The organism is Vibrio sp. 10N.261.46.A3 (assembly GCF_041472995.1).
Lineage (GTDB): Bacteria > Pseudomonadota > Gammaproteobacteria > Enterobacterales > Vibrionaceae > Vibrio > Vibrio coralliirubri.
Window position 1 is genome coordinate 132,566 of record NZ_JBFRRH010000003.1, and the last position, 14,107, is coordinate 146,672.

Genomic DNA, 14,107 nt, shown 5'->3' on the forward strand with positions numbered 1-14,107 from the left:
CGAGACCGTTGTCCGCGTCTGTTACTGCATCATTAAGAAAGCAAACAGACCACAACCTAGAATCAGTCGGTAGATAACGAACGGTGTCATGCCCATACGAGAGATAAGCTTCAAGAAGAAGTGGATGCAGATGTAAGCACTGATGAAAGACACCGCAACGCCCGTTAGCAAAGTGCCAACATGGATTGGATCACCACTTGTCACCAACTTAAGACCTAAATAACCACCAGCCAGAGTGATGATTGGGATAGACATCAAGAAAGAGAATCGAGCCGCCGCTTCACGTGTGAAACCAAGGTAAAGCGCCGCGGTAATGGTTGCGCCAGAACGAGACGTGCCCGGAATGATCGCCATTGCTTGAGCAAGACCAATAAACAGCGCCTTTTTCCAACCCGCTTGGTATTCGTCATCGCGCAGGCTTGAGTTCTTGTCCACCCACCATAGCAATAGACCAAAGATAATCGTTGTCGTCGCGATCACCCACGCACTGCGTAAGTAAAGCTCAACAATATCTTTCATCAACAAGCCAAAGATACACGCAGGAATCGTCGCGAGAATGATCATCCACGCTAGCTTCGCTTCTTTACTGCGATCGCCTTTAAACACTGAACCAAAGAATGCGCTCAACAGAGAGACCACTTCTTTACGGAAATAGATAACCACGGCTGCCAAAGTACCGACATGGACAGCGACATCAAAAGCCAAACCTTGATCTTCCCAGCCTAAAACAGCAGAAGGAAGGATTAGATGTGCAGAACTGGAAATAGGTAAAAACTCAGTAAAGCCTTGCACCAACGCCAATATAAACGCTTCAAAATAACTCATTACTTACCTTAAAAATTATAGTTTTATATCTACGACAGAGAGCGAGTCTAATTGCTGCATCTTCTGCCATATTTCACTGACGGTTCTTCCGTCTTGCGGGATAACTCGCGCAGGACAAAGATCATAAAGCGGTTGTGTTACAAAAGGATATTTGTAGATATCACTGCGTGGCAGCTCTGGATCGCTATCAGAAATCTCCTCTCCAAACAGCACAATATCAAGATCGAGTTTTCGATCTTGTAGTTTGTGCGCATCTTGAGAGCGACCCCATTTAAACTCAATTTTACGCAGCTGCTGTAAAAATTCAGTCAATGAAAGTGATGTGTCGAGCTCTATCACAAAGTTATAAAACGGATGGCTATTAAAACCCACGGGCTCACAGTGATAGATTTTAGAACATTTAAGGTTAGTCCCTAACGATTGAAGCTCTGTCCATGCCACCCTTGCATGCTTGTCGCGGTCTATGTTCGTGCCAACACCAACATAGGCTACTGTCATGCTTGACCTCGTTCGATGATCACGCCAACGGCTTTTGCTTGTGGCACTGCGCCAGGTTTCGCTAAGCGGATTTTAATCCACGGCACAGAGAATTGAGTCATGATCAATTCAGCGACTTCTTCTGCGACACGTTCAACCAATAGAAATCGGCCATTCGCAATGTGGTCAAGCACGGCAGTACTCACAGTCGAGTAGTCCAAAGCATCAACCACATCATCACTCTTACCTGCTGGGCGGTTGTCATGAGCCATTTCAATATCAAGCACAAGTTTCTGTTTAATCTCTTGCTCCCAATCGTAAACACCGATCGTTGTAATTACTTCTAGCTGTTCAATGAAAACTTTATCCAGTGCCATGACTTGTCCTTTTAGAGGTCGGATACCCATATGGGGGAAAAAAACGTATTATTTGCGTAATTCGAGATATGATATCAATTACTCTTGGATTGAGCATTATTTTCCCATCGTTAGGCTTATAACCGTTTAAGGAAAGACATGACCCCATTGGCACTAATCATGATCATTGCAGCCTATTTGCTAGGTTCAATCTCTAGTGCGGTCTTGATATGCCGAGTCTTAAGACTTCCTGATCCAAGAACGGTAGGCTCTAATAACCCAGGAGCCACTAATGTACTGCGCGTTGGCGGTAAAGGCGCCGCTGCTGCCGTCCTCCTGTGTGACATGCTGAAAGGCACTATCCCTGTCTGGCTTGGCTACTACCTCAAGATCGACCCAATCATTCTTGGGGTTGTCGCAATTGCGGCGTGTCTAGGTCATATGTATCCGATCTTCTTCCACTTCAAAGGTGGTAAAGGCGTGGCAACCGCACTCGGCGCTATCGCCCCAATAGGATTCGATCTAACAGGAATGATCATGGCGACTTGGTTAGTGGTGGCGTTTTTGTTTCGTTACTCTTCTTTAGCGGCACTGGTTACTGTGCTACTTGCCCCTTTCTACGCTTGGTTAGTCAAACCTCAATACACATTACCAGTAGCCATGCTGTGCTGTTTGATCGTGTTACGTCACCACCAGAATATCCGCCGCCTACTCGATGGCAGCGAACCAAAACTCGGACAAAAAAAATCGGCTTAAACTGTCACGTCTAAGCCGAACCATAATATTCAGTATTTAAAGCTTACAGCAGATGTTTATCTAAAAACGTCTTCAGCATTGTGTTCACAAACTCTGGTTGCTCTAACGAGCTAATATGACCTGCGCCAGGAATCACCACTAATTCACTGCCCGTAATGCAATCGTGCATTAGGTATGACTCAAGTACCGGACGTGGTTTATCTTCTTGTCCTACAGCAATCAAAACAGGCAGAGCAAAGTTCTCTACCGATTCAATCATATCGCGACGTCCAAACACCATTCGACCAATTCGTGCCACTTCTTCAGCGCTGTCGCCCTCAAGAGCCGATAACTGCTGAGTAAAACCTTCAACTAAAGCTGGCGTGTTGGTTTGAGCGTCATTAGCGAAGAACAGAGGTACAACCGCTTCAACAATTGGCTGAGGAACCGTCTTGGTTTGAGTGATGGTATCTAACATGCTGAAGTACTTAGCGTGAGCAACTTCTGGTTCTAAACCCACAAAAGTATCCATTAGAACCAAAGACTTAATACGTGCAGGTGCAAGTTCCGCTAACTCAGTCCCCCACATACCGCCAACCGATAAGCCAACTACTGAGAATTCTTCGATCTCTAAATGATCAAGCAGAGCCAAAACGTGCTGAGCGTAATCTTTCAAGTTACGCATCGAAGTGGGTGCTGCTTGAGATTCACCATGAGACCAAAGCTCTGGAACAATACAGCGATACTGAGCCTTTAATGCTTCGATCTGCGGCTTCCACATTGCACTATCCCAAAGGTAACTGTGGCCGAGTACAACAACAGGGCCTTGACCTTCATCTAGGTACGCCATCGATTGATTGTCTACTGTGAACTTGTTCATTTTCTTCCCTAATCTCTATCAGCAATTATTTATCGACATACAGTCGGTAAGCTAGGATATAAAAACGGCCGCACAAGGCGACCGTTTATCGAAACACTATAGTCAATTACGCAATTGGCTCTAGTTGGTCAATTGGCCAACGCGGTGTGGCATGAACAGACAAATCAGCCGTTTCGCCATTCTTCAGGCGCTGCATGCCCGCATAAGCGATCATCGCACCATTATCTGTACAGAACTCAGTGCGTGGGTAGTACACCTCACCACCGACTTTCTTAGCAAGCGCCTCAAGCTCAACGCGCAGTTGCTTGTTGGCACTTACACCGCCAGCAATCACTATACGTTTCATGCCCGTTTCAACCAAGGCACGCTTACACTTGATTACTAAGGTTGCACAAACGGCTTCTTGGAACGCGTAAGCGATATCAGCGCGAGTTTGGTCATCATTATCGTTGTCACGAATGGTATTCGCTGCGAACGTCTTCAGACCAGAAAAGCTCATATCTAACCCCGGACGATCGGTCATTGGGCGCGGGAACTTAAAACGACCCGGAGTGCCTTTTTCTGCCAAGCGAGATAGCAGTGGACCACCAGGGTAATCTAAGCCCATCAGTTTCGCGGTTTTATCAAACGCTTCACCCGCTGCATCATCAATCGATTCACCAAGGATTCGGTATTCACCAATGCCTTTCACTTCTACCATCATGGTATGGCCGCCAGAAACCAGCAGAGCCACAAATGGGAATGGAGGTGGATTGTCTTCTAACATTGGCGCAAGAAGGTGACCTTCCATATGGTGAACAGGCACAGCAGGCACGCCCCACGCATAAGCAATACTGCGACCAATCGTTGCACCGACAAGCAGTGCACCCACTAAACCTGGACCAGCCGTGTAAGCCACACCATCAATGTCTTTCGACGTTAGGTTCGCTTCAGCTAATGCCGCTTTAATAAGAGGAATTGTTTTTTTCACGTGGTCACGCGAAGCTAGCTCAGGCACCACACCACCGTAATCGGCGTGCAGCTTTACTTGGCTATATAATTGATGAGAAAGCAGCCCTTGCTCATCATCATAAATCGCGATTCCTGTTTCATCACAAGAGGTTTCAATACCAATAATGCGCATAATTTTCTCGGCACGCTTTCGTCTAAAATGGGAAATTAGCGCAATATTACCCTGCCTAAGCTCTTCAAACAAATATTGTACAGACTATAATCGACAAAGTGCTTTACAAAGCCACTGTGATCGGATTAAAATTCCGCACCATTTTTGATCAAGCTGGTTAATGGCCAAACGCGAATAGAGAGTTAGCTCGATGGGTAACTTCTCTGATTTGGTACTGAGTGGCCAGCGATAATGAATAACCCCTGAGGTGAAAGGCATATGCCAATAGTTAAAGTACGTGAAAACGAACCGTTCGACGTTGCACTACGTCGTTTCAAGCGCTCTTGTGAAAAAGCAGGTATCCTTTCTGAAGTTCGCCGTCGCGAGCACTACGAAAAGCCAACTACAGTTCGCAAACGCGCTAAAGCAGCAGCTCAAAAGCGTCACGCTAAGAAGCTAGCTCGCGAAAACGCACGTCGCGTTCGCCTGTACTAATAACTTAATCCATAAGGACTGAGTTATGGCTCTTATTGAACAACTCAAAGAAGAGCAAAAATTAGCGATGAAAGCCAAGGACAAACCGCGCCTTGGCACTATCCGCTTAGCTCTTTCAGCAATTAAGCAACGTGAAGTTGACGAACGGATCACTCTGAACGACGACGACATTCTTGCTGTATTAGTTAAAATGGTTAAGCAACGTCGCGATTCTGTTGCTCAATATGAATCGGCAAATCGTCAAGATCTTGCTGACGTGGAAAAAGCAGAAATTACGGTACTTGAAGGCTTTATGCCTCAACCGCTAACTGATGAAGAAGTTATTGCACTACTTGATAGCGCAATCGCCGAAGCTCAACCAGCGGGCATGCAAGACATGGGTAAAGTAATGGCTATCTTGAAACCACAAATTCAAGGGCGTGCAGATATGGGTAAAGTTAGTGGTTTAGTTCGTTCTAAACTCGCTTAATCCCAAATCAAATTGCAACAAGCCGTGCAATCCTTCGGAACGCACGGCTTGTTTGTATCTGTAACCTATTCAAACTATTATTATCCACACTCTCAGTTAGTGCATTTTTCTAAGGTTTTATGGCAGGACACATCCCGCGTAGTTTCATCGATGATCTCCTAGCGCGTCTCGACATTGTCGACATTGTGGACGCACGCGTGAAACTTAAGAAAAAAGGCAAAAACTATGGTGCTTGTTGCCCATTCCACAACGAAAAGACCCCTTCTTTTAGCGTAAGCCAAGAAAAACAGTTTTATCACTGCTTTGGTTGTGGCGTACACGGTAATGCTATCGACTTCATTATGGAGTTCGAACGTCTCGATTTTGTTGAAGCTATTGAAGAGCTAGCCTCTTTCTTAGGCCTCGATGTTCCTAGAGAACAGCGCAGCGGCGAAATATCAACAGCACCAAGAGCCAACAGCGAACAAAAACGTAACCTCTACGATTTGATGGGCGGCATCAGTAATTTTTACCGCTCTCAACTGAAAATTTCAGCCAACAAACCTGCGATTGATTACTTAAAGAATCGTGGCCTTTCTGGCGAGATCGTCCAGAAGTTTGGTATTGGTTATGTGGCCGATGAGTGGGACTTAGTTCGTAAGAACTTTGGCCAACAGAAAGAAGCCCAAGACATGCTCGTGACTGGCGGCATGTTAATTGAGAACGATAAAGGTAACCGATACGACCGATTCCGTGGACGCGTAATGTTCCCGATTCGTGATCGTCGTGGCCGTGTGATTGGTTTTGGTGGTCGTGTATTAGAAGACGGCACACCAAAATACCTCAACTCACCAGAAACACCTATATTCCATAAAGGTAAAGAGCTTTACGGCCTTTATGAAGTGCTGCAAGCCTACCGTGAACCGCCGCAAATACTTGTGGTTGAAGGTTACATGGATGTCGTGGCACTCGCGCAATATGGTGTCGATTACTCAGTAGCATCACTGGGCACCTCAACAACTGGCGACCACGTTCAAATGTTGTTCCGTCAAACCAGCACTGTGGTTTGTTGTTACGATGGTGACCGAGCAGGTAAAGAGGCCGCATGGCGCGCACTAGAAAACGCACTTGAGTATCTGAAAACAGGTAACACGCTTAAGTTTCTGTTCTTGCCCGACGGTGAAGACCCAGACAGCTATATTAGAGAGCATGGCAAAGCCGCTTTTGAACAACTGGTCCACAATGCGACGCCGCTTTCGACCTATTTGTTCGATAACCTGATTGAAATACACAAGTTGAACTTGGGAACAACCGAAGGGAAATCAGCACTGCGTGCACACGCCAGCGCCTTGATTAACAAAATTCCTGACAGTTACTTCCAAGAATTGCTCGAAAAACTGCTCGATGAGCGAACTGGATTTGATAACCAATTGCGACGTGCGCGTGTTCATACACAGAACCCAACACCTCAGCCGCATAAAGAGCTCAAGCGCACTCCAATGCGTGAAGTTATCGCTTTGCTTATCCAAAATCCGAGCTATGCTGATATGGTACCGGATTTATCAAGTGTCAAAGGCTTACAGTTGCCTGGGCTAAGTTTATTCGTCGAAGTACTTGATAAATGCCACGCGCATCCCCATATCAACACAGGCCAATTATTAGAGCATTGGCGACACAATAAACATGAGGCTCTTCTGTCTCGTCTCGCGAGCTGGGAAATCCCCCTCGACGAAGACAATCAAGAAGACATATTTTTAGACTCATTGGACAACATACTTGCCCAGTGCGTTGAAAAACAAATTGAAAACCTGCAGGCCAAAGCAAGAAGCGTCGGTTTATCAGCCGAAGAAAAAAGGGAGCTACTAGCTTTAATGCTAGATCTAAAAGCGTAACCCTGTTTGATTAGTCAGCATTTAATAAATTTGTTAACATAATTGGTTTGCATTTGAGAATGCAACGTCCTTCACCAGACCTGAAGTTGGATATCATCTATGGATCAAAATCCGCAGTCACAGCTTAAATTACTTGTTATTAAAGGCAAGGAACAAGGCTATCTGACCTACGCCGAAGTAAACGACCACCTACCTGCAGAAATCGTGGATTCTGAACAGGTAGAAGACATCATTCAAATGATCAACGACATGGGTATCAAGGTAGTTGAAACTGCACCTGATGCTGATGATCTAGCACTTAATGATGACGATGCCAATATAGATGAAGATGCAGCCGAAGCTGCAGCTGCTGCGCTTTCAAGCGTAGAAAGCGAGATTGGCCGTACTACTGACCCAGTTCGTATGTACATGCGTGAAATGGGTACGGTTGAACTACTGACTCGTGAAGGCGAAATCGACATTGCGAAACGTATTGAAGATGGTATCAATACAGTTCAACTATCGGTTGCTGAGTACCCAGGCACTATTCCATACATCTTGGAACAGTTTGACCGCGTACAAGCAGAAGAGATTCGCTTAACAGACCTAATCAATGGCTTTGTTGACCCTGACGACGATGGCACAGCTGCGCCAACGGCGACTCACATCGGTTCAGAACTTGCTGAAACTGATCTGGAAGACGAAGACAAAGAAGACGCTGAAGACGACGAGGAAGAGGAAGAAGAAGATACAGGTATCGATCCTGAACTTGCTCTTGAGAAGTTCACAGCGCTTCGTACTAGCTACCAGAACCGTCAGCTAGCGATCAACGAGTACGGCCATGAAAGCCCGAAAGCAATGCTTGCAACAACAATGATGCAAGACGTATTCAAAGAGTTCCGTCTAACACCAAAACAGTTTGATTACCTAGTAAACGAACTGCGTAACTCAATGGATCGCGTACGTACTCAAGAACGCCTAATCATGCGTCAAACGGTTGAGTACGGCAAAATGCCGAAGAAATCTTTCATTGCTCTATTTACTGGCAACGAATCTAGCGAAGCATGGTTGGATGAAGTTCTTGCTTCAGACAAGCCATACGCAGAAAAGATCAAACGTAACGAGCACGACATCCGTCGCTCTATCCAAAAACTGGATATGATCGAACGTGAAACGTCTCTTACTGTTCAAAGCATCAAAGATATCAGCCGTCGTATGTCTATCGGTGAAGCGAAAGCTCGTCGTGCGAAGAAAGAGATGGTTGAAGCGAACTTACGTCTAGTAATCTCGATTGCTAAGAAGTACACAAACCGTGGTCTACAATTCCTGGATCTAATCCAAGAAGGTAACATCGGTCTGATGAAAGCGGTAGATAAGTTTGAATACCGTCGTGGTTACAAGTTCTCTACTTACGCTACGTGGTGGATCCGTCAAGCAATCACTCGTTCGATTGCCGATCAAGCTCGTACTATCCGTATTCCGGTTCACATGATCGAAACGATCAACAAACTAAACCGTATCTCTCGTCAAATGCTACAAGAGATGGGTCGTGAACCACTTCCGGAAGAGCTAGCTGAACGCATGCAAATGCCTGAAGACAAGATCCGTAAAGTACTGAAAATCGCTAAAGAGCCAATCTCAATGGAGACACCAATCGGTGACGACGAAGATTCGCACCTAGGTGATTTCATCGAGGATACAACGCTAGAACTACCTTTAGACTCTGCAACGGCAACAAGCCTACGCGGCGCAACTAAAGACGTTCTTGCTGGCCTAACACCTCGTGAAGCTAAAGTACTGCGTATGCGTTTCGGTATCGATATGAACACTGACCACACTCTTGAAGAAGTGGGCAAGCAGTTCGACGTAACTCGTGAACGTATCCGTCAGATCGAAGCAAAAGCACTGCGTAAACTTCGTCACCCAAGCCGCTCAGAAACTCTGCGTAGCTTCCTAGACGAGTAATCACACGCTTTAGTGCGGTTAGCTTTTAAGCATAAATAAGAAAAGGTGAGCGTTGGCTCACCTTTTTTTTATCCGTATGATTTAAGTGGCTAAGATGTAAGCGGAATTGCCCCTTATAGTGTCTAGACACCACTGAATGCTTCCCCTATAATCTATGCCCTACGGCCCCTTAGCTCAGTGGTTAGAGCGCACGACTCATAATCGTTCGGTCCCCAGTTCAAATCTGGGAGGGGCCACCAAATTAGAAAAGCCAGAACAGTTCACACTGCTCTGGCTTTTTGCTTTTCTAGTTCCGTACCAATCACGCCCTGTACTTCCTAACCAAAAACGAATCGTCCCGCACACAATTCCAATTGCCTCTCTGTGACTAAACATACTTTTCTTTTATAAAAAAATCGGCAATATGAGAGTACATAAATCGCTCAATAGTTCAGGGAAGACTCATGAAAGACGAAACACTCTCGATTCACTTCGGTTACGACACTGATCCAACAACCAAATCCGTTGCCACACCTATCTACCAAACCGTCGCTTACGAATTCGATAACGCACAACACGGCGCTGACCTCTTCAACCTTGCGGTGCCAGGGAATATCTACACTCGCATAATGAACCCAACCAATGATGTGCTAGAAAAGCGCATGGCAGCCTTAGAAGGAGGTATTGCAGGCTTAGTCGTGAGTGCAGGCAGTGCTGCAATTAACTATGCGATTCAGACGTTGGCGCAAATCGGTGACAACATTGTTTCAACGCCTCAGCTTTACGGTGGTACTTACACCCTATTTGCTCACATGTTGCCAAACCAAGGGATTGAAGTTCGCTTTGCTAAAGACGATAAACCAGAAAGCTTAGCGGCACTGATCGATGAAAAAACCAAGGCGGTTTACTGCGAAAGTATCGGTAACCCAGCAGGTAATATTATCGACTTAGAGCGTGTTGCTGAACTTGCTCACGCACAAGGTGTGCCTGTGATTGTTGATAACACGGTGGCGACGCCTGTGCTGTGTAAACCTATCGATTTTGGTGCTGACATCGTGGTGCACTCACTAACCAAATACGTGGGTGGTCACGGTACAACGTTAGGTGGCGTGATTGTCGACTCAGGTAAATTCCCATGGGCACAGCACAAGGACCGCTTCCCTGTGTTTAATCAGCCAGAGCCTTCTTATCATGGCGTGGTTTATACCGAGGCCTTTGGTGAGGCTGCGTTTATTGGTCGTGCTAGAACGGTTCCCCTACGTAATACAGGTGCAGCACTGTCACCAATGAATGCTTTCATGTTGATGCAAGGTTTGGAGACCTTGTCGCTACGCATGGAGCGACACACAGAGAATGCCTTGAAAGTAGCGGAATACCTCAAGCAACACGAGAAAGTCAGTTGGGTAAGTTACGCTGGCCTGCCTGATTCGGAATTCTACCCACTCGCTGAAAAGTACATGCAAGGTAAGCCATCGGCCATTCTATCTTTTGGCCTAAAAGACGGTTATGAAGCTGGTGTTCGTTTCTATGATGCCCTGCAAATCTTCAAACGTTTGGTTAACATTGGCGATGCGAAATCGCTCGCTTGTCACCCTGCTTCGACGACACACCGTCAACTAAGTGAAGCTGAACAAAAACAAGCCGGTGTATCACCAGAGATGATTCGCCTATCAGTAGGTATTGAACACATTGACGATATCTTGGCTGACCTAGAGCAAGCACTGAGCGCTTAATGACGCTACAGCTAGCTCTAACACTGATCGTTAACTAACAGACATAAAAAAGCCCATCACAAGATGGGCTTCTTATTATCTATTTCTTAGGTTAGGTGTCGATTACTCAACTGTTACCGCTTTCGCTAGGTTACGAGGTTGGTCAACGTCGGTACCTTTGATTAGCGCTACGTGGTAAGACAGCAGCTGCATCGGTACTGTGTAGTAGATAGGCGCTGTTACCTCACTTACGTGAGGCATCTTGATGATCTTCATGTTCTCATCGCTTTCAAAGCCAGCGTCTTGGTCAGCGAATACGTAAAGTAGACCGCCACGAGCACGTACTTCTTCAACGTTCGATTTTAGCTTCTCTAACAAGTCGTTGCTTGGTGCAATAACGACTACAGGCATATCTGCATCGATAAGAGCCAAAGGACCGTGCTTAAGCTCACCAGCCGCGTATGCTTCTGCGTGGATGTAAGAGATCTCTTTCAGTTTAAGAGACGCTTCCATCGCGATTGGGTAGAACTCACCACGACCCAAGAACAGTGTGTGATGCTTATCAGCAAAATCAGGTGCTAGCGCTTCAATTTCTTTATCAAACGCTAATGCTTTCTCGATATCAGCAGGCAGTTGGTGAAGAGCTTGAACGATTTCCGCTTCTTTCTCTTCATTGATACGACCCTGTAGGCGACCAATTGACGTTACCATCATCAGCATCGCTGCTAGTTGAGTTGTGAAAGCTTTAGTAGAAGCAACACCGATCTCTGTTCCTGCGCGAGTCATGAAGGCAAAATCAGATTCACGAACCAGTGAAGAACCCGCAACGTTACAGATAGTCATTGCTGACATGTACCCCTTCTCTTTTGCAAGACGAAGTGCAGCAAGCGTATCCGCCGTTTCACCAGACTGAGACAGAGTCACCAATAGGCTGTTCGGACGAACAACGAAATCACGGTAACGGAATTCAGAGGCGATCTCTACATCACAGCTTACGCCAGCTAGAGATTCAAACCAGTAACGCGCAGCCATACCTGAATTGTAAGACGTACCACATGCGATGATCTGCACGTGTTCAACCTTGCTTAGGATCTCTTCAGCTTTAACGCCGATCGCGTTAGTGATAACCGAAGTCTCAGAGATACGGCCTTCCATTGTGTTGATCAGCGCTGTTGGTTGTTCGAAGATCTCTTTCTGCATGAAGTGACGGTATTGACCTTTGTCACCAGCGTCATGTTCAGCGTTTGATTCAACGATTTCACGCTCAACACGCTCGCCCGCGACATCAAATACAGTAACATCACGACGAGTTACCTCAGCAACATCACCTTCTTCTAGGTACATGAAGCGACGAGTTACGCTCAGTAGCGCCAGTTGGTCAGAAGCAAGGAAGTTCTCGCCGACACCAAAACCGATAACGATCGGGCTACCAGAACGAGCCACAACAATACGGCTAGGATCTTTGCGATCAACCGCAACCGTGCCGTACGCACCGTCTAATTGTTTTGCTGTTTTCTGTAGTGCTTCAACCAAAGAAGCTGAAGTGCGAAGTTCCCACTCAACTAAGTGAGCAATAACTTCTGTATCTGTTTGTGAAGTAAACACGTAGCCACGCTCTTGCAGCATAGCGCGCAGTGCTTCGTGGTTTTCGATAATACCATTGTGTACAACGGCAATATCACCAGACATGTGTGGGTGTGCGTTCGCTTCAGATGGCTCACCGTGTGTCGCCCAACGTGTATGAGCGATACCTGTACCGCCAATCACTTGTTGCTCTTCTACCGCGTCGGCTAGCTCTTGTACTTTACCTAGGCGACGTACACGAGTTAGGTTAGATTCAGTATCGACGACAGCGACACCTGCTGAATCGTAGCCACGGTATTCCAGACGACGAAGGCCTTCTACTAAAATTTCAGCAACATCACGCTGTGCTACTGCACCAACAATTCCACACATAGTTTCACTCCATCAATTTTGTTTTATTCCTATTGGCAGCAAGCAAAGGCCAGATCTTTATTAAGATCAATTATAGGAAGGTAAATGCATAATATTTAAATTTGTTTTTACGCTGGATCGGTCAGGATCACTCGAACATCATGTGATTCGATACTTGCTTTGGATTCTTCGCCTAAGTCTGTATCGGTAATTAAGATGTCAATGTGTTCCCATGCCAGCTCTAAGTTCGGGATCTTTCGTCCCACTTTTTCCGACTCAACCATCACGATCACTTCTCGTGACACTTCAGCCATTACTTTGCTCAGGCCAACCAGTTCGTTAAACGTGGTTGTGCCTCTATCAAGGTCGATACCATCGGCCCCGATAAATAGTTGGTCAAAATCGTAAGCGCGAAGCACCGACTCTGCGACTTTGCCTTGGAAAGAGTCCGAATGGGTATCCCAAGTGCCGCCCGTCATTAATAACGTCGGCTCGCTTTCAAGCTCATTAAGCGCATTAGCGACGTGCAATGAGTTGGTCATCACAACCAAGCCACGCTTAGCATTAAGCTGCTGAATTAGAGCACCGGTCGTACTGCCACTATCGATCACGATGCGGTTATGGTCGCGAATTAAATCTGCAGCGGCTTTTGCCAATAAAACCTTTCGAGTCGAAACTTGTTGACCCAGTTCTTCGTTGACAACCTCTTTCGGTAACGAAATCGCACCACCATAACGGCGTAAAAGCTGACCGTTTTTCTCTAAAGACGCCAAGTCCTTTCTAATAGTGACCTCTGAGGTTTCAAACTTAGCGGATAATTCATCAACACTAACCTCCCCTTTTTCATTCACTAGGTTAGAAATTGCATGTCTTCTGAGCTGGGTATTTCGTTTCGACATTTAAAAAAGGCCATTAAGTTTCGATATGAAACATATTATAGTTACAACGAAACTATTTAGTCCATTTATTTTGATCCAAAAAATTAATAAATAGCGATAAAACCTTGTCCTAAGACAATTGTTAAGCAGTGATATTGAACTCATTAGGTGGTAGAATCCGCACCCGAAAAGAAAAAAAATTACAAAACTGACTGTTATTTTTTTGCAACCTACCCCCTATATAGTGGGGTAAGTCACAGAAAACCGATGTTGAATCAAAATCTTTTAGTCATAAAATGACTAAAATTGATGAAAGACTTACAACTCTGAAGGACATATTGGGAGTCCCGCGCTTTTACACAACAGGCACAAAATGTTGATGTAGCGGACCAATCTTCAGAACTTAAATAAATTTCAAATTGTAACAATACTTACCGGAGAGTACCTTC

At 45.7% G+C, this 14,107-nt stretch carries 13 protein-coding genes and 1 tRNA gene; 7 read left to right on the forward strand and 7 right to left on the reverse strand.

Translation table 11 applies throughout. The features are described 5' to 3' along the window. Positions 1-21: 21 nt before the first annotated feature. Genes AB4484_RS00885 through folB form a run of 3 tightly spaced genes read right to left on the reverse strand, consistent with a single transcriptional unit; the run spans position 22 to position 1,679 of the window. Complete coding sequence (locus tag AB4484_RS00885) at positions 22-825, reverse strand: undecaprenyl-diphosphate phosphatase (RefSeq protein WP_010434624.1); 804 nt, start codon at positions 823-825, stop codon at positions 22-24. A gap of 15 nt (positions 826-840) precedes the next feature. Further along, the gene (folK, locus tag AB4484_RS00890; RefSeq protein ID WP_372075998.1) at positions 841-1,323 is read right to left on the reverse strand and encodes a 2-amino-4-hydroxy-6-hydroxymethyldihydropteridine diphosphokinase; all 483 of its coding nucleotides are present in this window, start codon (positions 1,321-1,323) and stop codon (positions 841-843) included. Then, positions 1,320-1,679, reverse strand: a complete 360-nt coding sequence (gene folB, locus AB4484_RS00895; protein WP_004735969.1) for a dihydroneopterin aldolase — start codon at positions 1,677-1,679, stop codon at positions 1,320-1,322. The genes folK and folB overlap by 4 nt, the downstream gene beginning before the upstream one ends. A gap of 138 nt (positions 1,680-1,817) precedes the next feature. Here folB and plsY point away from each other — a divergent pair, with 138 nt between their 5' ends. Next, positions 1,818-2,414 (forward strand): glycerol-3-phosphate 1-O-acyltransferase PlsY, encoded by a 597-nt coding sequence (gene plsY / locus AB4484_RS00900; RefSeq protein WP_009847793.1) that lies wholly within the window; start codon positions 1,818-1,820, stop codon positions 2,412-2,414. 43 nt (positions 2,415-2,457) lie between these two features. Here plsY and AB4484_RS00905 read toward each other — a convergent pair whose 3' ends face one another. Next, the gene (locus AB4484_RS00905) at positions 2,458-3,273 is read right to left on the reverse strand and encodes an alpha/beta fold hydrolase (protein WP_193840834.1); all 816 of its coding nucleotides are present in this window, start codon (positions 3,271-3,273) and stop codon (positions 2,458-2,460) included. A 106-nt stretch (positions 3,274-3,379) separates the two neighbouring features. After that, positions 3,380-4,396: a tRNA (adenosine(37)-N6)-threonylcarbamoyltransferase complex transferase subunit TsaD gene (gene tsaD, locus AB4484_RS00910; protein ID WP_017061410.1), complete on the reverse strand. Its 1,017-nt coding sequence runs from the start codon at positions 4,394-4,396 to the stop codon at positions 3,380-3,382. Positions 4,397-4,654: 258 nt separating this feature from the next. Here tsaD and rpsU point away from each other — a divergent pair, with 258 nt between their 5' ends. The 6 genes from rpsU to AB4484_RS00940 all read left to right on the forward strand — a co-directional run bounded on the left by rpsU (position 4,655) and on the right by AB4484_RS00940 (position 10,866). Continuing rightward, entirely contained in the window at positions 4,655-4,870 is a 216-nt protein-coding gene (gene rpsU / locus AB4484_RS00915; protein ID WP_004396009.1) for a 30S ribosomal protein S21, read from the forward strand. Positions 4,871-4,895: 25 nt separating this feature from the next. Further along, positions 4,896-5,339, forward strand: coding sequence for a GatB/YqeY domain-containing protein (locus AB4484_RS00920; RefSeq protein WP_017069475.1), 444 nt, complete (start codon positions 4,896-4,898; stop codon positions 5,337-5,339). A gap of 119 nt (positions 5,340-5,458) precedes the next feature. Continuing rightward, positions 5,459-7,210, forward strand: a complete 1,752-nt coding sequence (gene dnaG / locus AB4484_RS00925; protein WP_017069474.1) for a DNA primase — start codon at positions 5,459-5,461, stop codon at positions 7,208-7,210. A gap of 99 nt (positions 7,211-7,309) precedes the next feature. After that, complete coding sequence (gene rpoD, locus AB4484_RS00930; protein ID WP_048614894.1) at positions 7,310-9,154, forward strand: RNA polymerase sigma factor RpoD; 1,845 nt, start codon at positions 7,310-7,312, stop codon at positions 9,152-9,154. A 163-nt stretch (positions 9,155-9,317) separates the two neighbouring features. Beyond that, positions 9,318-9,393 (forward strand) — tRNA-Ile (locus AB4484_RS00935). A 204-nt stretch (positions 9,394-9,597) separates the two neighbouring features. Beyond that, a complete protein-coding gene (locus tag AB4484_RS00940; protein ID WP_372076000.1) occupies positions 9,598-10,866 on the forward strand; it encodes an O-acetylhomoserine aminocarboxypropyltransferase/cysteine synthase family protein in 1,269 nt (422 codons plus the stop codon). Between the two features lie 102 nt (positions 10,867-10,968). Here AB4484_RS00940 and glmS read toward each other — a convergent pair whose 3' ends face one another. Further along, a complete protein-coding gene (gene glmS / locus AB4484_RS00945; protein ID WP_050643142.1) occupies positions 10,969-12,801 on the reverse strand; it encodes a glutamine--fructose-6-phosphate transaminase (isomerizing) in 1,833 nt (610 codons plus the stop codon). Between the two features lie 107 nt (positions 12,802-12,908). Further along, positions 12,909-13,679 (reverse strand): DeoR/GlpR family DNA-binding transcription regulator, encoded by a 771-nt coding sequence (locus tag AB4484_RS00950; protein ID WP_372076002.1) that lies wholly within the window; start codon positions 13,677-13,679, stop codon positions 12,909-12,911. Positions 13,680-14,107 lie beyond the last annotated feature (428 nt).

Bases quoted from the DNA above. Each gene is read 5' to 3' on its own strand.
- AB4484_RS00885 (WP_010434624.1), bottom strand. From the start codon at position 825: ATGAGTTATTTTGAAGCGTTTATATTGGCGTTGGTGCAAGGCTTTACT.
- glmS (WP_050643142.1), bottom strand. From the start codon at position 12,801: ATGTGTGGAATTGTTGGTGCAGTAGCACAGCGTGATGTTGCTGAAATT.
- AB4484_RS00905 (WP_193840834.1), bottom strand. From the start codon at position 3,273: ATGAACAAGTTCACAGTAGACAATCAATCGATGGCGTACCTAGATGAA.
- folB (WP_004735969.1), bottom strand. From the start codon at position 1,679: ATGGCACTGGATAAAGTTTTCATTGAACAGCTAGAAGTAATTACAACG.
- dnaG (WP_017069474.1), top strand. From the start codon at position 5,459: ATGGCAGGACACATCCCGCGTAGTTTCATCGATGATCTCCTAGCGCGT.
- AB4484_RS00950 (WP_372076002.1), bottom strand. From the start codon at position 13,679: ATGTCGAAACGAAATACCCAGCTCAGAAGACATGCAATTTCTAACCTA.
- rpsU (WP_004396009.1), top strand. From the start codon at position 4,655: ATGCCAATAGTTAAAGTACGTGAAAACGAACCGTTCGACGTTGCACTA.
- AB4484_RS00920 (WP_017069475.1), top strand. From the start codon at position 4,896: ATGGCTCTTATTGAACAACTCAAAGAAGAGCAAAAATTAGCGATGAAA.
- plsY (WP_009847793.1), top strand. From the start codon at position 1,818: ATGACCCCATTGGCACTAATCATGATCATTGCAGCCTATTTGCTAGGT.
- tsaD (WP_017061410.1), bottom strand. From the start codon at position 4,396: ATGCGCATTATTGGTATTGAAACCTCTTGTGATGAAACAGGAATCGCG.
- AB4484_RS00940 (WP_372076000.1), top strand. From the start codon at position 9,598: ATGAAAGACGAAACACTCTCGATTCACTTCGGTTACGACACTGATCCA.
- rpoD (WP_048614894.1), top strand. From the start codon at position 7,310: ATGGATCAAAATCCGCAGTCACAGCTTAAATTACTTGTTATTAAAGGC.
- folK (WP_372075998.1), bottom strand. From the start codon at position 1,323: ATGACAGTAGCCTATGTTGGTGTTGGCACGAACATAGACCGCGACAAG.